Genomic DNA, 16,339 nt, shown 5'->3' on the forward strand with positions numbered 1-16,339 from the left:
GCCGGGCTCCAGTTCCCCCCCACACGCACCTTCTAGAATTCACCCATCGTTTCAGGTGATGCCTTGGCCAGCAGCTTCGCCAAAATGGCCCGCCAGGCGGAGCTCACCAGCCGTGGGGTTCACGTCTCCAAGGAGGTGCTGGATCACCCCCCGCTGACCATTCACACCCTCGGCGATGCCGCGCTGCGCCAACCGGCCAAACGCATCAGCAAGGTGGATGAAGCGGTGCGGGATCTCGCCCGCGACATGCTCCGCAGCATGTATGCCGCCCATGGCATCGGCCTGGCCGCGCCCCAGGTGGGTGTCCACAAGCAGCTCGTGGTGATCGATCTCGATCCCGAGAACCCGGCCACCCCGCCCCAGGTGTTCATCAACCCCGAGATTGGCGCCACCAGCGGCTCGCTCACCACCTATGAAGAAGGTTGCCTGAGCATTCCCGGCGTGTATCTGCAGGTGGTTCGTCCCACCACTGCCGAGGTGAGCTTCCGTGACGAGCACGGCAGGCCCCGGCGGATCAAGGCCGATGGCCTGCTGGCACGCTGCCTGCTCCATGAGATGGACCATCTCCATGGTGTGCTGTTCGTCGACCGCGTCACCGATGAACTGAGCCTCAACGATGGGCTCAAGGAGCACGGGTTCGAGCGCGCCGCCGTCCACTCCCTGCGCTGACGCCCAATGCCGATGAAACCGTTTGCCGGGGTGTTCCTGGCGCTCGCCTGCCTGCTGGGCATCGCCGCCACAGGCTCGGTGTTTGAGCTCTCCTATGGCGACCCAGATCTCGGGGTCGCCACCACCCGTCTGATCCTGGCGGCCTGCCTGCCCGGCACGGTCCTCAGCCTGCTGGTCGCAATTCGTCTCAACAAGCCGGCCTAAGGGGGGCTGGCACCCTCGGGCCTCACTTCTACCATCGGCACCTCCTGCCGCTGGGCACCTCCGATGCGACATCTCCGGCCGATCCGCGCCCTGCCATTCCTGTCCGCGCTCGGCGTCGTTGCGGTGGGCGGCTCCCTTGCACCTCTCCATGCCCAAGGGGCGCTGTTCGGTGCCCGAGATGTGGCGCAGGAGCGCTTCGTGCTGGTGGCCGCGCCGATCGGGGACGGCAGTCGCGCCCAGCTCAACATCTATGAACAGGTCACCAACCGCCGTCCCTGCTTCGCTGTGTCCGGCGCCAATCCAGCCCGCGTCGATCCGTTGCTGGGCACCTTCGACTTCACCGGCATCTGCACCCGCTACATCGACGCCAACGGCTATTCGCTGCGGGTGGGTGACAACGATCTGGCCACCGTGTATCGGATCAGTGTGGTGCGCAGCGGCAACGACAACATCCTGCTGGCCACGCCGCACCGTGGCAAAACCGGCCCCGAGATGATCCTGGCTCGCACCAACGGCCAGGCCGCCGGCTTCCTTCAGTTCACACCGGAGCCGGGGTGGCGCCTGAAGCGCCGTCACTTCGGCACCCGTGCCCTCGGCCACGTCTACATCTATCGCGATAACTGGCCGGGCGAAACAACGGCCGCCCCGGCCGGATCGGGTGCACCAGGGGGCACAGCTCCTGGCAGCACCGCTCCCGCCCCTGCGGGCCGTGGAACACCAGGGGCCACAACACCACAGCCCACGACCCCAGCCGCCCGCCCCACTTCCGCGCCTGCGGTCCCCGGCAGCAGCACTCCTCGAAGCACTACCCCCAGCACCACCACTCCACGCACGGCGGTTCCCGGTGCAACGGCACCCGGTACCACGGCCCCTGCCACCACAGGGCCCAGCACCACCGTCCCGCGGCCCTCATCGCCAGCGGGTGCTGCAGCACCGACCGGCTCAGCGCCCGCTACCGGTGCCACGCGCACCGCTGTTCCCCTGTCGCCGCCCCCGGTGGTTCCGCCGGCGCCAACCTCAGCACCGCGCACTCGGTGAAGCCAGGGCGGAGGCAGTTGCTACATTGAGCAATCTCCAGCCCCACTGCGTGGTTCATGACCCAGGTCACCGTCGGCGAAAATGAAGGCATCGAATCGGCGCTGCGCCGGTTCAAGCGTCAGGTGTCCAAGGCAGGGATCTTTGCCGACCTCAAGCGCCTGCGTCACCACGAAACCCCCACCGAGAAGTACAAGCGCAAGGCCCAGCAGCGCCGCCGCCGCCGCTGATCCAGCCGACCGCTCGGAACGCTCACTGCCGCATTCCCAGCACCACGCCGGCTCAACCCTGCGGAACCTCTGTTCCGTGGGGTTTTCGTGTTTCCAGGAAACCTGGCCATCGGCTCGGTAGGTCCGGCTTCATCGGTCCCGCGTCCTCAGCCCTGTGTCGTCAGCCCGGCTTTGTCAGCCGTGTGTTGTCCGTTCGGCGGCAGGTCCTATCCGGTCTCCGTCCCATCCGCCCCGCGGCGGGGGGAGGGGTTCAGCCCGTTGGCCCGCTGAACCGGCTGGCCCGCTCCTCTCTGACTCGCCGCCTCATCCAGCCGATCGCCTGGCTGCCTGCGCTTGAGCGTGTAGTCCGCGGCGCTTCCCGACTGCCCATGGTTCAACCCGTGTCTCACCGGACCTGCTGCTTGCCTCCACTCAGCAGCTGGTCGGTGCCGGTTTGTAGCTGATCGAAGGAGCGATAGGTGAGGGCTTCCGCCAGGTGGGAGGCCTGCACCTCGTTGCTGGCTTCGAGATCAGCGATCGTGCGCGCCACCCGCACCAGCCGTTCGGCTGAACGGGCCGAGAGCCGCCGCTGCCGGATCGCGCCGCGCCAGCGCTCCAGCGCCGCCGCCGACAACGCCAGATGCTGCCGAAGAGCCTCGCCCGTCAAGGCGCTGTTCGCTTGCCCTGCCGGGTTTCGCCGCGTCATCCGTTCGCGCGCCTGCCGCACCCGCTCCGCCACCGCCCCGCTGCTGGGCGGTGGGCTATGGCCGCCGCCCTCGCCGCTGGCGGCGGGGAGCCCCACCAGCTCATCAGCCTCCAGGCGCCGCATCACCACCTGAAGATCGATCCGATCCAGCAGTGGCCCCGACAGGCGCGCCCAGTAACGCTGGCGCACCCCTTCCGGGCATTGGCAGCTGCGCAGCGGATCGCCGAACCAGCCGCACGGGCAGGGATTGGTGGCCGCCACCAGCGCTATCCGGCAGGGGAAGCGGGTTCGCTGGCGCTGGCGGCTGATCCAGACCTCCCCCTCCTCCAGCGGCTCGCGCAGCTGATCGAGCACGGCCCGCTGGAATTCAGCCAGCTCGTCGAGAAACAGCACGCCGTGATGGGCCAGCGACAGTTCACCCGGCCGCGGCAACGCCCCGCCTCCCACCAGGGCCGTGGCGGTGCAGCTGTGGTGGGGGGCGCGGAAGGGCCGCTGGCGGATCAGGCCCGCCTCGCCGCTCAGCAGACCTGCCACGGAGACCACCTGGGTGAGCTCGAGTGCTTCCTCCGGCGGCAGCGGTGGCAGCAGTCCCGGCAGGCGGCGGGCCAGCATCGTCTTGCCGCTGCCCGGAGGGCCCACCAGCAGCAGGTGATGGTGTCCGGCTGCGGCGATCTCCAGCGCCCGCCGGCCGTGGTGCTGCCCCCGCACATCGGCCAGATCCGCCGCTGCCCCCTTGCCTGCCCCTACCGGCTTACCTGCGGCGGGCCGGCAGGGGCAGGCGAGGGCTGGATCCAAGAGCAGCTGGGCCACCTGCTGCAGCGTTTCGGCCGGCCACACCGTGAGCCCCTCCACCAGGGACGCCTCAGCGCCGTTGGCGGCCGGCACCACCAGGGCCCGCGCGCCGGCCTGCCTGGCGGCCAGGGCCAGGGCCAGCGTCCCGCGCCCAGGCCGCAGGGTGCCATCGAGGCCCAGCTCGCCGGTGCTCCAGACGCCGATCAGCCGCTGGGGATCAAGCTGGCCGCTGGCCAGCAGCACGCCCAGGGCGATCGGCAGATCGAAGGCGGGCCCCTCCTTGCGCAGGTCGGCTGGAGCCAGGCTCACGATCACCCGGGTGAGCGGGGGCCGGAAGCCGCTGTTGCGCAGCGCCGCCCGCACCCGCTCGCGGGATTCGCGGCCGGCGGTGTCGGAGAGGCCCACCAGCTGCAGGGCCGGCAGGCCCGGGGCGATGTCCACCTCCACCACCACCGGCGCCGCCTCCAGTCCCAGCAGGGCGGCGCTGTTGCAGCGTGCCAACATCGATCGGAAACCAGGGTCACCTCACCGGTTCCCGCCCTGTTCTGCCCTGTGGCGTCATGGCCTCCAGCACCCCACCCGCGGCCGACACGATCTTCGGGCGGATCCTGCGCGGTGAGATCCCCTGCGATCAGGTCCACGCCGACGACCTCTGCCTGGCCTTCCGCGATGTGAACCCCCAGGCGCCGGTGCACGTGCTGGTGATCCCACGTGAACCCCTGGTGAATCTCAATGCCGCAGGGGAGGAGCACGAGGCCCTGCTGGGGCATCTGCTGCTGGTGGCCGCCAGGGTGGCCCGCCAGGAGGGACTCACGGGGTGGCGCACCGTCATCAACAACGGCGCCGAAGCCGGCCAGACCGTCTTTCACCTGCATGTGCATGTGATCGGTGGGCGTCCATTGCACTGGCCACCGGGCTGACCGCCCCCTCCCACCGCTCCCTGCCAGCGGCGACAATGGGCGGACCTGTCACGGTCCATGAGCTTCTTCAAGGCGTTCCGCGAGCAGCTCGGCAAGCTGCAGCGCCTGGCCCAGCCTTACTTCCTCCCGCTGGAGGAGAGCAGTTCCTGGCAATTCCTGCTGCTGGTGCTGTCCCTGCTTGCGGTGGTGGTGGGCGTCACCCTGCTGCTGCTCACCGGCTCGGTGGCCGCCGCGGGTGTGCTCATCCCCGATCTGCGCAGCCGCTTCCTGCCAGGGGTGCCCGAGCAGGTGGCCGCGCTCTGGAGCGGCCCGATCGGTCCGGTAGTGATGGCCCTGTTCGCCGGCGGCCTGGCTGTGTTCAGCAGCTTCCGGGCGAAGCTGCGCCAGGGCCGCTGGCTTCCCTGGCTGTTGATCGGCGTGATCACGTTGTTGATCCTGGTGATCAACGGCATCAACGTGGGCATCAGCTTTGTGGCCCGCAACGTTGATAACGCCCTGGTGGCCTACGACCAGGACGGCTTCTGGAAGATCGTGGCGATTTATGCCTTCTGCCTGGTGCTGGCTCTGCCGATCCGCGCCACGCAGAGCTACCTGATCCCCAGGCTTGGCCTGCTGTGGCGCGAGTGGTTGAGCGGTCGCCTGCTCACCCGCTACCTCTCGAACCGCGCCTATTACATCCTCAATCCCAACGACGAATCCCTGCAGGAGATCGATAACCCTGACCAGCGGATTTCTCAGGACACTGCCAGCTTCACTGGCACCAGCTTGAGCGTCACGGTGGAGATCCTCTCCGCGCTGCTCACCTTCGTGAGCTTCATCATTGTGCTGTGGAGCATCAGCGTGAACCTCGCGCTGCTCCTGCTGGCCTATTCATTGGGGGGCACCGCACTGATCGTGTTCGCCAGCCGCAAGCTGGTGGCGTTGAACTATCAGCAGCTGAAGCTGGAGGCCGATTTCCGCTATGGCCTCGTTCACATCCGCGACAACGCCGAGTCGATTGCCTTCTATCGCGGTGAGCAGCAGGAAGGCAAAGAGGCGGAGCGCCGGCTGAGTGGCGCGATCGTGAACTACAACAAGCTGATCGTGTGGGAGGCGCTGATCCAGGTGATCCAGCGCTCCTACGACTACTTCTCGCGGTTTCTGCCCTGGCTGGTGATCGCTCCGGTCTATTTCGCAAAGGAAGTTGATTTCGGCGTGTTCGGGCAGGCCAGCATCGCCTTCAGTCAGGTGTTGTTCTCGGTCAGTTACATCGTCAACAACATCGATCGCCTGGCGGCCTTTTCCGCGAGCATCAGCCGCCTAGAGGGCTTCCAGCTCAAGGTGGATGAGATCGGCAGCCAGGCCCGCGAACGCAGCTACCAGGATTCACTGCTGGCAGATGCCTCACACCAGACCATCCTCGTGAAGCATGCGGATCTGGTGCCACCCCACACCGACCGCCGCCTGATTCACGACATCAGCCTGGAGGTGGGCCCTGCTCAGCGGTTGCTGGTGGTGGGCCCCAGCGGCTGCGGCAAAACCTCGTTTCTGCGCATGGTGAGTGGCCTGTGGCCGGCTGCGGCCGGCACGGTGGAGCGGCCACCGCTGGCGGAGTTGTTGTTCATTCCCCAGAAGCCCTACATGATCCTGGGCAGCCTGCGGGAACAGCTCTGCTACCCCCAGCAGCCCGAGCGCTTCAGCGACGACCACCTGCGCAGCGTCCTGGAAGAGGTGCGGCTGCCGGAGCTGGTGCGCCGCTACCCCGACCTCGACATCAAGCAGGACTGGCCCCGCCTCCTCTCCCTCGGCGAGCAGCAGCGCCTGGCCTTCGCCCGGTTGCTGCTCAACTCGCCGCGGTTCGTGGTGCTCGATGAGGCCACCAGTGCCCTCGATGTGAACACCGAGAAGCATCTCTACAAGTTGCTCACCGAGCGGGACATGGCCTTTGTGAGCGTGGGCCACCGCCCCACCCTGGCCGCCTTCCACGACACCGTGCTCGAACTGGATGGCCAGGGCGGCTGGCGCCTGCTGCCGGCCACCGGCTATGACTTCACTCGAACCTGAACGCCCCATGCCCACCGATCCGGAACCCGCCACCGACCAAGCCACTGCTTCAGCGGCAGATCCCGCCGTGCCAGCTCCCACAAGCGCCACCACGGCCGATGCCCCTGCCTTCGGCTGGAGCGGTTATGCCGAACGGGTCAATGGCCGCTTCGCGATGATCGGCTTTGCCTCCGTGCTGCTGATCGAAGCCCTCAGCGGTGACACCTTCCTGCACTGGGCTGGCCTGGTGCCCTGAGCCTTTCTTGGCGCGGGGTTCTCATGAGAACACATCCACTGATTTGAGCAGCGATGGGGACCAGGGCAGGGGGTGATTGGTGCGAAAGAGCATGAAATCAGGGGATTGGTAGATCATGCGGAAGGATTGATCGGCCTTGAGTCGCCGTTGCAGCACGCGATCCTTCTTCGAATCGGAGCCATTCAGCAGAATGTAGTCGTAGTGCTGCAGGAACTTTGATGTCATGTACCGCTCGCCATCACTGTGCAGGCGCTTGCTGATCACCCTTCGATGGGAGAGGTGGGGAGCGATGTCGATGGGAGCCAGGACTGCCGAGTCTGGCTGAATCAACGACACAACGCGATGGGCCTCTTCAATCCGCTCAAAAGACGAATGGTTCGTCATGATCCTGATGAACTTCGTTAACCCGAACATGCACAGGACAGCCCACACAAGCAAAAGGCTGGATCGGATCTTCGGAAAGCCGTAGGTTCGCGAGGAAATCGCAAAAAGAATGATGAACGGAACGATCGGCAAACTGTAATGGAGCATGAGCCCCTTGTGATTCGGGTGATCGCTCAGCAGATTCAGCAACAGCGCAGGAGTGGCACCCGTCAGTTCAGGAAATGCCTTGATGTTGCTGGTGAAGATGACAGGGAGAATCAGCAGGAACAGGTAGAAGGCATTCTCAACGGAGAACAGATGGCGAATCAGAACCATCGGGTTGAACAGGATGGTTGTGACCACCTCCTGGTGGGAATTACCGAGATAGCTGAAAAACCGGCCAATCCAGTCGTGCTTTATCACCCCACCCCCGAATGATGGGGTAACGACCGAAATGATCAGGGCGAGGTAGAAGGTGGACAGGCCCATCACCAACAGGCCTGTCCTGCGGTCCCGCCTGATCAGGAAGTAGGCACCAAGCCCGATGCATGTGAGTGCCAAGGCCTGCTTGCAGGCCAACACCACTCCGATCGCCAGAAGGGTCATCCAGAGATGGCCTCTCCGCTGGCTGTAGATGGCCAGGAAGAGAAATGGAATGGCAATGATTTCGGGATGGAAGTCGGAAACACTTGCATTGATCACCACCGGATAGAGGAAGTAGATGAAGGCCATCAGCCTTGCGTCCTGATCGCTTAGCCGATAGTCTTTCGCGATCAGATAGACGATGGGCCCACTGATTGCCAGGCTGAATGCCTGAACGGCGAACAGCCACTGAACCGATGGATGAATCCTGTACAGCAAACTCAGGGGGTAGAAGATCCACGAGGCATGATCGCCAAGAATGTGAAAGCCCAGGTAGGAGGAGATCGGTGGCAATCCCTGGCTGATCAGGTACACAGCCTGATCAAAGATGCCGAGGTCGAAGGCGCTGGAAGAAAGGGTGTAATGGCGGTAGGAGGCGCTCAGGAAGAACACCACGAAGAGGGCCAGAGAGGCCAGCCACAGGCCACGCGGAACCTTCCGATCGGCACCGTTGTCACCAGTGGCGGTTCCGGCCCTGTTGCCCGGCGAGGGCGTTGATTCCATTCTTCTTGATTCGGTCATGCCGTGCCCATCTCCTGCCTCAGCCATGCTTCCACAGCAGGTTGTGAGGGCCCCTACTCCGCCGTCGCACCTGCCTGATGACCCATGCCGGGGCCGGCCATCGCGCCGGGTTTTCGGTTCATGGCAGCTCCAGCAGGTCCACCTGCCAGATCCCGCCGCGGCTCACCTCCACCGCCAGCTGGCGCCCATCGCCGCTGAGGCTCACCTGGCGCGGCACCCCCGCTGGATCCAGCGGCAGAGGCTGAAACCCCTGGATCGAGCGCCGGTACAGCCCCAGCTCGGTGCGGCCGTCCCGCTGCCGCACCACCGCCAGCCGCTCGCCGCTCCCATCCACGCTGGCGCTCACCGGTTGGGCATCGGGGCGGTTCAGTCCCGGCACGGGAACCGGCCGGTTGGTCCGCAGATCGACCAGAACCACCTGCTCCCGGCCCTGGCGGCCGCTGATCAGGGCCAGCCACCCGCTGGCCAGGGACGGCTCACGCCCAGTGGCGCCGGCTTGCTCCAGGGCCTGGTTGATCGGTGCCAGCGGCCGCAGGGGGGAGGCACTGCAGCCGGCCAGACCGACCAGCAGCAATCCAACAACCAGGGTCGGCGGCTCCCTCATCGCCCCGGCACTGCCAGCCCGGGCGGCAGATCGGGTTCGAGCAGACCACTGAGATCGAACAGTTCCACCTGCCGCTGGCCGCCTCGCACCAACTGCATGGCGAGGCGCCGGCCGTCCGGGGCCAGGCTGAGTCGCTCGGGCTCCTGGCCTCCCGGCAGGGGCAGCGGAATGCCACGGCCGTTGGCACGGTCCTCGATCACCGCCAGGCGCCGCTCACCCCGCTGCACGATCACGGCCAGGTAGCGACCGTTCCAGCTCAACGACGGGGAGCTGTGGGGCTGCTGCCGCTGCAGGTGGCGCAGGGGAATCACTCTGCCGCTGAGCCGCTCCTGGAGCAGCACGGTGGTGCGCCCGCCGCGCTCCACCAGGCTGGCCAGCAGCCGGCCATCCCCGCTCAATGCCGGCTCCTGGCGCGCCTCGGGTCCGAGGCCGGTGGAGGGGGCCGGCCGGCTTCTCGGGCCCAGCCCGCAGCCTGAGAGCCAGACCACCAGCTGCAGGGCCAACAGCCAGGGCACCCAGCGCAGGGGGCATGGCTGGCCCCAGCCCAGAGCTCTCACCGGTGGCTGGAGGTCAGTCGTCGAAACGGGAGCTGTTGTCGCGGCTGGAGCCAGGGCGAGCGCTGCTGGAGGCATTGCGGGCACCGGCAGGACCGGACGCATTTCGAGCACTGGCGCTGCTGCTGGAGCGCAACGGTGTGTAATCCGCGTCGCTGGCCGGATCAGGGGTGCTGCCGGAGGCTGGTGCACCGCCAAGACCGCCGCGCAGCGGTGAACCCATGGGTACCCCGGCTGCGGGCCGTGACGAGGGCTCAGCGCCGCCGGGCAGTGGACCGGCACCCGGAACAGGGGCGTTGCCGGTGCGCCGGCTGGAGCGGGGAACAGACTCGCTGCTGGCGGTAGGGCGGGTGCCTCGCCGCGGCTCCGCAGCCACATCCCGATCACGACGGCGAGCGCCGAAGGCGGGGCCTGAGCTGGGGGCTGCAGTGCTGCGGGGGGATGAGCCTGCGCGGAAGCTGGGATCCACAGCGGCCGGGCGGTCGTCGACGCGGGGGGAGCGGGGGGCAGGATCCCAGTCGTCGGTGTCGGCGGGGCGGCGGCTGGCGGCCCGCTCGGGGATGGCAGGGCGCGCGGTGCGGCGCGGACGGTAGAAGTCGTCGTCTTCGGGTTCCGCTTCGCGTGAACGGATCCTGCGGCGCAGGGGCTGGGGTTCTTCCAGGCGGTCGACATCGGGGTTCCAGTCGCCGCCACCCATGCGGCCACGGGCGGGAGGTGGCAGGGGTTCGTCGTCGTCGAAGAAGGAGGAGCGCCGGGCCTGCTCAGTGGTGACGCCCCTCAGGCGCACGCTCTCGTAGGCGAAAAAGACGGTGGTGCCGGCCAGCAGAAACTGACCGAACTGGAGGATCGGATCGAGGCGCCAGCCCTGGAAGAAGAGGATCCCACCGCAGAGGAGGCCGATCGCCGCGAAGAAAACGTCGTAGTCGCGAGCGAGGGCGGGCTTGAAGCTCCTCATGAAATAGAGAAAGGCTCCGCCGACGGCCAACACGATGCCGACGATGCTCGCCCAGTTCAGGCTGGCATTAACCACGTCTGGAAGACCTCAGGCAGAACGGACGTCCGCATCCTCCGACTGGAGAACCCGTTCAAGCACTTTAGGGACATCTCCAGAGCGCGGCCGGGAAGACCCATTCACCGTTGCCGCACCAACGGTGAGCAGCAATCAAGCCAGTGACGGGAGCCTGCCGGTTGCGTTCTGCAGGGCGATGTTGCGGAGCTCTGCGGCGGATCTTTGCAACGCACTGCTACTGGAGACCGGCGTGGCCTCCAGTAGCTCAAGGCCGGGCTGCATCTCGACGCTTGGGTCTGCCTGTGCGAGCGCTGGCCGTGTTGGTCAAGCGGATCAGAGCTTGCGGTCGACCTGGTCGGTTTGGCTGATCAGCACGAGCGCGATGCTGATGGGGATCACCACAATCACCGCTCCCCACACGAGGCTGCTCAGGAAGTTGGCGAGGGAAGGGGTCATGGTGGCGCTGGTGGAGGCTGGGATCCTAGTCAAGGGCCACCGCTTCCTACGATCAATGGCCTTTCTGCTTAGAGCTTTGTGACGGCTGCAACCTTGCTGCGTTCGCTGCCGGCGCTGAACCTGCTGCTGGGTCTGGTGCTGGGCGCCTGGACCCTGCTGTTTCTGTTCCGCATCGTGCTCACCTGGTACCCCCAGATCGATCTGCAGCGGGGCGCCATGCGGTTGATCGGCTGGCCCACGGAGTCGCTGCTGGCCACCACCCGCCGCGTGGTGCCGCCGATCGGTGGCGTCGACGTGACACCGGTGATCTGGGTGGGGTTGATCAGCCTGGTGCGCGAGTTGCTGCTGGGCCAGCAGGGCCTGCTCACCCTTGTGGCGCGGCATGGATCCACCCTGGGGGCCGGCTGAACTGGTTCGCCCAGGGCGAACAGGACAGCCTCAGAGTGCTGGCCGGACCACCACCCACAAGCCGCCCGCCACAGAATGGTGGCTGAATGGCGACGGCCCCGAACAAGCAGCCAGAACTGCCAGCCGGCAAACCACTGGCTGATCTGCCGGCATCAGCCCGGCAGCATCTCCTGCTCCACGAACTTGGTGTGGATGTCGCCGCGCTGAAACTCGGGCCGGTCCAGCAGGCTGAGGTGGAAGTCGATCGTGGTGGAGATGCCTGTGATGGCGCATTCCATCAACGCCCGCCGCATGCGCCGGATGGCGCCCTCACGATCGGGTGCCCACACGATCAGCTTGCCGATCAGGGAGTCGTAGAAAACCGGAATCTCGTAGCCCGTGTAGACGTGGCTGTCGACCCGCACTCCAGGCCCGCCCGGAGGCAGCCAGCCGGAGATGCGCCCCGGCGCTGGCCGGAAATTCTTCTGTGGATCCTCGGCGTTGATGCGGCATTCAATGGCGTGCCCGCGCAGCTGCACATCGGCCTGCCGCATGCGCAGGGGCTCACCACCGGCGATATGCAGCTGCTCGGCGATCAGGTCGATGCCGGTCACCATCTCCGTGACCGGGTGCTCCACCTGGATGCGGGTGTTCATCTCCATGAAGTAGAAGGCACCGCTCTTGTCGAGCAGGAACTCCACGGTGCCGGCGCCCTCGTAGGTGATGCTGCGGGCCGCTGCCACCGCCGCTTCCCCCATGCGCTGACGCAGGTCAGCATCAAGCGCCGGGCTGGGCGCTTCCTCCAGCAGCTTCTGGTGACGGCGTTGGATCGAGCAGTCGCGCTCCCCAAGATGCACCACGTTGCCGTGGCGGTCGGCCAGCACCTGCACTTCCACGTGCCGGGGCCGGTCGATGAACTTTTCCATGTAGAGGCCAGGATTGCCGAAAGCAGCCTCGGCCTCGCCCTGGGCCGCTTTGAACAGGCTCTCGAGCTGGTCGGCATCGGGCACCAGCCGCATGCCCCGCCCGCCGCCACCGGCGGTGGCTTTGATCATGACCGGATAGCCCATGGCCGCGGCAACTGCCGCTGCCGTCTCGGCATCGGCCAGCAGGCCCTCGCTGCCCGGCACGGTGGGAACACCCACCCGCTGCATGGTGGCCTTGGCGGTGGATTTGTCGCCCATCGCCCGGATCGCCTCCGCCGAAGGACCCACGAAGGTGAGGCCGTGTGCGGCGCAGATCTCAGCAAACCGGTCGTTTTCGGCCAGGAAGCCATAGCCGGGATGGATGGCGTCAGCGCCGCGGGAGATGGCCGCCGCGATGATGTTGGGAATGTTGAGATAGCTCTTTCGGCTGGGCGCCTCGCCCACGCACACCGCTTCATCGGCGAGCTGCACGTGCAGGGCGTTGCGATCCACAGTGCTGTAGATGGCCACTGTGGCAATGCCCAGTTCTCGGCAGGAACGCAGGATTCGCAGCGCGATTTCGCCCCGGTTGGCGATCAGCAGCTTGCCGATGGGCATCCCATATGCATCTAGGCGCAGCGGACTGTATCAGCGCTCAATCAAGCGCCTGCCGCCCGGTGCCATCCCGGCAGCCGGCCCGGTGGAAGCGGCCCACCAGTTAAGCGCTGATGGTTGGTGCTGACCCATCTGCGCTGTGCCATCGCGCGAGGTGTGGGGCGCAGCGGAAGGGTGGGCCGGGCGATCGGTATATTGACGAGTCGAAGGGGGTTCGCCCCTGACGGCCACGCGGATGTGGTGGAATTGGTAGACACGCACGTTTGAGGGGCGTGTGGCTTCGGCCTTGCGAGTTCAAGTCTCGCCATCCGCATTTTTCTTCCCCAGCTTGACCGGCCCGCCGTCCGCCACAGCGATCGTGCTGGTCTGCAACGGCCCCGGTGAACTCACCACCTGGGTGCGGCCTCTGGCCGAACGGCTGCATGCGTCCCTGGCCTTGCGTCCCCGCCAGCCTCAGGCGGCCACAGAGCTGCGGCTGGTGCTGGTTCCCTGCCCGAATGCCACCGGCCATGAGCGCCAGGCCGCCGAAAGGCTTGGCCTGTTCAACTCGATAGTGCCAGCCGACAGGTTCTGGAAGCTGCTGCTGCGTCCCCGCCGCTATGGCCCTTGGCCGGCCAGGGGTGTGGTGGTGTTCCTGGGCGGCGACCAGTTCTGGACGGTGCTGCTCAAGGCCCGCCTCGGCTATCGCCACCTCACCTACGCGGAGTGGGTGGCGCGCTGGCCTCGCTGGAACGACCGGATTGCTGCGATGGGCACGGAGGCTGAGCGCCGCCTGCCCGCCCGCTGGCGCCACCGCTGCACCATCGTGGGCGATCTGATGGCTGACCTCTCCGAGACGGCCCGTGCTGAGGCGCCCTTGCCGGCCGGCCAGTGGGTGGCCCTGCTGCCTGGTTCGAAGCGCGCCAAGTTGCTGGTGGGGGTGCCCTTTCTGCTCGACACCGCCGACCGGCTCGCCGCTCTGCGGCCCGACTGCCGCTTTCTGTTACCCGTGGCGCCCACCACCACCGTGGCCGAACTGCTCGCACTGGCCGGACCCGCCAATCCGTTGCAACGGCACTACGGCAGCAGCGAGCCCCGCTTGCTAGAGCCCTCCGCCGAGGCGCCATCCCGCTGGCTGGAAACCGCCGCCGGCACGCGCATCCTGCTGGTGGAGCAGCATCCCGCCCACGGGGCGCTGAGCCAGTGCGCCCTTGCCCTCACCACCGTGGGCGCCAACACTGCCGAGCTCGGCGCCCTCGGGGTGCCGATGATCGTGCTGGTGCCCACCCAGCATCTTCAGGTGATGCAGGCCTGGGACGGATGGCTGGGGCTGGTGGCACGCCTGCCGCTGCTGCGCTGGTTGCTGGGGGTGGCGCTTACCGCCTGGCGGATGCGCCAGCGCGGCTTCCTTGCCTGGCCGAACATCTCCGCCGGGCGGGCTGTGGTGCCCGAGCGGGTGGGGCCGATCCTTCCCCAGGAGATCGCCGCTGAAGCCGCTGACTGGCTGTCCCATCCGGACCGTCTGGCGGGGCAGCGGGAGGACCTGCGCAGCTTGCGGGGGCAGCCCGGAGCTGTGGCCGCTCTGGCCGCGATGGTGACTGATCTGCTTCCCACTGCGTAGGTTGAGGGCTGCCTTCTCGCCGCTCGTCGCCTCCGGCCATGGCCCCTTCCGATTCAGCTGCCGCTTCCTCCCCCGCTCCCACCCCGGCGGAAGCGGATCAGATCTGGCAGCAGAAGCTCACGCCTGAGCAATACCAGGTGGCGCGCCTCGGGGGCACGGAGCGGGCCTTCACCGGTGCCTATTGGAACAACAAGCAGGCCGGGCACTACAACTGCGTCTGCTGTGGCACCCGGCTGTTCACCTCCGACGCCAAGTACGACTCCGGCTCCGGTTGGCCCAGCTTCTGGAGCGGCCTCGATCCCAAGGCGATCACCACCGTCGAAGACCGCAGCCACGGCATGGTGCGCACGGAAATCCGCTGTGCCAACTGTGAGGCTCACCTTGGACACCTGTTCACCGACGGTCCAGCGCCCACCGGTCTGCGGTACTGCGTGAACTCGGCTTCGCTCGACTTTGAACCGAAGGAAGGGGCAGGATGAAAATCGCTCCACGAGCGCTGTGATCAGCCCAGGCAATGATCAGCGACGGGCGCAATCAGTCTTGGCCGCCAAACCTACAGTCCGCATCACTTCAAGCCGCGCTGTGACAGCGGACCTTCATCACAGAAGGCCGTGATCACCAGGGATCTTCAAAATCGTTACGGCGGCGCCGAGCGGCCTGATCGGTCACATCCTCATCTCTGTACGGCTCCACGTCCACATCGACGGGATCCTCGGCCATGGGTGGGCGCCGACGGCTGTCCGGGCGCGCCTGAAGAGGGCGCTCGCGCAGAGGCAGCGTGCGCTCTGAGCGTGGCGGGAGAGGGTCAAGGGGTTCCAGTGGTTCACGGCCGGGCTGGTCATTGCCGTAGCCGCTCTCCTCGCCGCGGATGAAGTCCCGGTCTTGAGGACGACCGAGGCCGCGGACCTCGTCGTTGCCATAGCCACGGCCCTCTTCCCGGTTGAAGCCCCGGTCGTCGTCGTGGTCGAAGCGGCGCGACTCGCCACGGCCATAAGACTCCTCCTCCTCGTCGTCGAGGTAGCGGCGCTGACGCAGCGGCTCCTGCCGCCGCCGCTCCAGCTCCACGTATTCGAGCTCCTGATCGACGCTGGGCTCCACAGCCCGGTTGCTGGCGGGCTGGATCCGGCGCTGCTCCTGGACGCTGGGCTGCCCGGAGGCCAGTTGGTTCTCCACCGGCACCATCGTCTGGCGGAAGCGATCGCGCTCTTCCTGCTCCCAGCTGGGGCCGCCGATGCCGAGCTTCTCGAGCAGGCCCGTGCCCAGTTGCTTGAGTTTTTCTTCCGCCCCCTCATACACGATGATGCGGTCGGGGCCGCTGCTGACGACTTCCTCCACCGCCAGTTCCCAGGTGCTCAGCACCCCCTCGCCCAGCAGGGGCACGCCGAGGGCCCCCAGCACCAGGGTGGTGAGCTCACCGGTCTCGATGTCGAAGCTGAAGCCGAGCACCCGGCCGAGCTGCTCGCCCGACTCGCTGATCACCTGGCAGTTGATCACCTTGCTGTAGCGCTCGGGATTGAACCCCTGCGCCAGCGAATCGGCGGAATCCACCAGGATCACATCGCCCACCTGACGGATGCGGTCGAGCGGCATCCAGCGGGGCAGGCCCGGCAGGAAGCGGGTGAGGGGGTTGTCGCGCAGGCCGAGGGCCACCACCTCACGCCGGTCAATGTCCACCACCACCTCGCCCACCACCCCGAGGCGGCGCCCCGTGTCACGGGTGATCACCTGGGTGCCCATCAGCTCCGACCGCAGCCAGAGACGGTCGCTGGGTGCGGCGGCGGCGGGATCGGCGGAAGGAGGAATGGAAGAGGTCAACGGCCAGATCCCGCGGGGTGTCGGCGACATTGGGGCTGGGGGTCATTGTGACCC

At 67.0% G+C, this 16,339-nt stretch carries 18 protein-coding genes and 1 tRNA gene; 11 read left to right on the plus strand and 8 right to left on the minus strand.

Going from position 1 to position 16,339, the window contains the following annotated elements; genetic code table 11:
* Positions 1-63 precede the first annotated feature (63 nt).
* The 4 genes from def (at position 64) to rpsU (ending at position 2,138) form a co-directional block, all read left to right on the plus strand.
* Positions 64-669 (plus strand): peptide deformylase, encoded by a 606-nt coding sequence (gene def, locus KBZ19_RS12285; RefSeq protein WP_094512745.1) that lies wholly within the window; start codon positions 64-66, stop codon positions 667-669.
* Positions 670-675: 6 nt separating this feature from the next.
* The gene (locus tag KBZ19_RS12290; protein WP_255101115.1) at positions 676-873 is read left to right on the plus strand and encodes a hypothetical protein; all 198 of its coding nucleotides are present in this window, start codon (positions 676-678) and stop codon (positions 871-873) included.
* 63 nt (positions 874-936) lie between these two features.
* Positions 937-1,911, plus strand: a complete 975-nt coding sequence (locus KBZ19_RS15130) for a DUF3747 domain-containing protein (RefSeq protein ID WP_315856358.1) — start codon at positions 937-939, stop codon at positions 1,909-1,911.
* 56 nt (positions 1,912-1,967) lie between these two features.
* Positions 1,968-2,138, plus strand: a complete 171-nt coding sequence (gene rpsU / locus KBZ19_RS12300) for a 30S ribosomal protein S21 (protein WP_006172073.1) — start codon at positions 1,968-1,970, stop codon at positions 2,136-2,138.
* Between the two features lie 385 nt (positions 2,139-2,523).
* Here rpsU and KBZ19_RS12305 read toward each other — a convergent pair whose 3' ends face one another.
* The gene (locus KBZ19_RS12305) at positions 2,524-4,119 is read right to left on the minus strand and encodes a YifB family Mg chelatase-like AAA ATPase (protein WP_255101116.1); all 1,596 of its coding nucleotides are present in this window, start codon (positions 4,117-4,119) and stop codon (positions 2,524-2,526) included.
* Between the two features lie 56 nt (positions 4,120-4,175).
* Here KBZ19_RS12305 and KBZ19_RS12310 point away from each other — a divergent pair, with 56 nt between their 5' ends.
* From KBZ19_RS12310 to KBZ19_RS12320, 3 genes are read left to right on the plus strand one after another with little or no spacing between them, the layout of a single operon-like run.
* The gene (locus KBZ19_RS12310) at positions 4,176-4,535 is read left to right on the plus strand and encodes a histidine triad nucleotide-binding protein (RefSeq protein ID WP_094512749.1); all 360 of its coding nucleotides are present in this window, start codon (positions 4,176-4,178) and stop codon (positions 4,533-4,535) included.
* Positions 4,536-4,592: 57 nt separating this feature from the next.
* Positions 4,593-6,578 (plus strand): ABC transporter ATP-binding protein/permease, encoded by a 1,986-nt coding sequence (locus KBZ19_RS12315; protein ID WP_255101117.1) that lies wholly within the window; start codon positions 4,593-4,595, stop codon positions 6,576-6,578.
* Positions 6,579-6,585: 7 nt separating this feature from the next.
* Entirely contained in the window at positions 6,586-6,813 is a 228-nt protein-coding gene (locus tag KBZ19_RS12320) for a chlorophyll a/b-binding protein (RefSeq protein ID WP_255101159.1), read from the plus strand.
* A 21-nt stretch (positions 6,814-6,834) separates the two neighbouring features.
* Here KBZ19_RS12320 and KBZ19_RS12325 read toward each other — a convergent pair whose 3' ends face one another.
* The 5 genes from KBZ19_RS12325 to psbX form a co-directional block, all read right to left on the minus strand.
* Entirely contained in the window at positions 6,835-8,367 is a 1,533-nt protein-coding gene (locus tag KBZ19_RS12325; RefSeq protein WP_255101118.1) for a DUF2079 domain-containing protein, read from the minus strand.
* A gap of 91 nt (positions 8,368-8,458) precedes the next feature.
* Positions 8,459-8,944, minus strand: coding sequence for a hypothetical protein (locus KBZ19_RS12330; RefSeq protein ID WP_255101119.1), 486 nt, complete (start codon positions 8,942-8,944; stop codon positions 8,459-8,461).
* Positions 8,941-9,459, minus strand: a complete 519-nt coding sequence (locus KBZ19_RS12335) for a Tol biopolymer transporter periplasmic protein (RefSeq protein ID WP_255101120.1) — start codon at positions 9,457-9,459, stop codon at positions 8,941-8,943. Before KBZ19_RS12335 ends, KBZ19_RS12330 begins: the two co-directional genes overlap by 4 nt.
* 55 nt (positions 9,460-9,514) lie before the next feature.
* Positions 9,515-10,528 carry a Ycf66 family protein gene (locus KBZ19_RS12340; protein WP_255101121.1) on the minus strand — a complete coding sequence of 338 codons (1,014 nt, stop codon included), beginning with the start codon at positions 10,526-10,528 and terminating at the stop codon, positions 9,515-9,517.
* Positions 10,529-10,840: 312 nt separating this feature from the next.
* Entirely contained in the window at positions 10,841-10,963 is a 123-nt protein-coding gene (psbX, locus tag KBZ19_RS12345) for a photosystem II reaction center X protein (protein ID WP_094512754.1), read from the minus strand.
* Positions 10,964-11,041: 78 nt separating this feature from the next.
* Between psbX and KBZ19_RS12350 the strand changes: the two genes are divergently transcribed.
* Positions 11,042-11,371, plus strand: coding sequence for a YggT family protein (locus tag KBZ19_RS12350; RefSeq protein ID WP_094512755.1), 330 nt, complete (start codon positions 11,042-11,044; stop codon positions 11,369-11,371).
* 152 nt (positions 11,372-11,523) lie between these two features.
* On the opposite strand, the gene accC is transcribed toward KBZ19_RS12350, so the two are convergent.
* Positions 11,524-12,873, minus strand: a complete 1,350-nt coding sequence (gene accC / locus KBZ19_RS12355; RefSeq protein ID WP_094512756.1) for an acetyl-CoA carboxylase biotin carboxylase subunit — start codon at positions 12,871-12,873, stop codon at positions 11,524-11,526.
* Positions 12,874-13,101: 228 nt separating this feature from the next.
* On the opposite strand from accC, the gene KBZ19_RS12360 reads away from it, so the two are divergent.
* The 3 genes from KBZ19_RS12360 to msrB all read left to right on the plus strand — a co-directional run bounded on the left by KBZ19_RS12360 (position 13,102) and on the right by msrB (position 14,949).
* A tRNA-Leu gene (locus tag KBZ19_RS12360) sits at positions 13,102-13,183 on the plus strand.
* Positions 13,184-13,198: 15 nt separating this feature from the next.
* A complete protein-coding gene (locus KBZ19_RS12365; RefSeq protein ID WP_094512757.1) occupies positions 13,199-14,470 on the plus strand; it encodes a glycosyl transferase in 1,272 nt (423 codons plus the stop codon).
* A gap of 38 nt (positions 14,471-14,508) precedes the next feature.
* Complete coding sequence (gene msrB / locus KBZ19_RS12370; protein ID WP_094512758.1) at positions 14,509-14,949, plus strand: peptide-methionine (R)-S-oxide reductase MsrB; 441 nt, start codon at positions 14,509-14,511, stop codon at positions 14,947-14,949.
* A gap of 136 nt (positions 14,950-15,085) precedes the next feature.
* Here msrB and KBZ19_RS12375 read toward each other — a convergent pair whose 3' ends face one another.
* Positions 15,086-16,285 carry a PRC-barrel domain-containing protein gene (locus KBZ19_RS12375; RefSeq protein WP_255101122.1) on the minus strand — a complete coding sequence of 400 codons (1,200 nt, stop codon included), beginning with the start codon at positions 16,283-16,285 and terminating at the stop codon, positions 15,086-15,088.
* Positions 16,286-16,339: the final 54 nt, after the last annotated feature.

The sequence above is a fragment of the Synechococcus sp. L2F genome (assembly GCF_024345695.1).
In the GTDB taxonomy this organism is placed as follows: domain Bacteria; phylum Cyanobacteriota; class Cyanobacteriia; order PCC-6307; family Cyanobiaceae; genus MW101C3.

Excerpts from the sequence above, each read along its gene's own strand:
- KBZ19_RS12290 (WP_255101115.1), top strand. The coding sequence starts at position 676 with ATGCCGATGAAACCGTTTGCCGGGGTGTTCCTGGCGCTCGCCTGCCTG.
- KBZ19_RS15130 (WP_315856358.1), top strand. The coding sequence starts at position 937 with ATGCGACATCTCCGGCCGATCCGCGCCCTGCCATTCCTGTCCGCGCTC.
- rpsU (WP_006172073.1), top strand. The coding sequence starts at position 1,968 with ATGACCCAGGTCACCGTCGGCGAAAATGAAGGCATCGAATCGGCGCTG.
- KBZ19_RS12305 (WP_255101116.1), bottom strand. The coding sequence starts at position 4,119 with ATGTTGGCACGCTGCAACAGCGCCGCCCTGCTGGGACTGGAGGCGGCG.
- KBZ19_RS12310 (WP_094512749.1), top strand. The coding sequence starts at position 4,176 with ATGGCCTCCAGCACCCCACCCGCGGCCGACACGATCTTCGGGCGGATC.
- KBZ19_RS12315 (WP_255101117.1), top strand. The coding sequence starts at position 4,593 with ATGAGCTTCTTCAAGGCGTTCCGCGAGCAGCTCGGCAAGCTGCAGCGC.
- KBZ19_RS12320 (WP_255101159.1), top strand. The coding sequence starts at position 6,586 with ATGCCCACCGATCCGGAACCCGCCACCGACCAAGCCACTGCTTCAGCG.
- KBZ19_RS12325 (WP_255101118.1), bottom strand. The coding sequence starts at position 8,367 with ATGGCTGAGGCAGGAGATGGGCACGGCATGACCGAATCAAGAAGAATG.
- KBZ19_RS12330 (WP_255101119.1), bottom strand. The coding sequence starts at position 8,944 with ATGAGGGAGCCGCCGACCCTGGTTGTTGGATTGCTGCTGGTCGGTCTG.
- psbX (WP_094512754.1), bottom strand. The coding sequence starts at position 10,963 with ATGACCCCTTCCCTCGCCAACTTCCTGAGCAGCCTCGTGTGGGGAGCG.
- accC (WP_094512756.1), bottom strand. The coding sequence starts at position 12,873 with ATGCCCATCGGCAAGCTGCTGATCGCCAACCGGGGCGAAATCGCGCTG.
- msrB (WP_094512758.1), top strand. The coding sequence starts at position 14,509 with ATGGCCCCTTCCGATTCAGCTGCCGCTTCCTCCCCCGCTCCCACCCCG.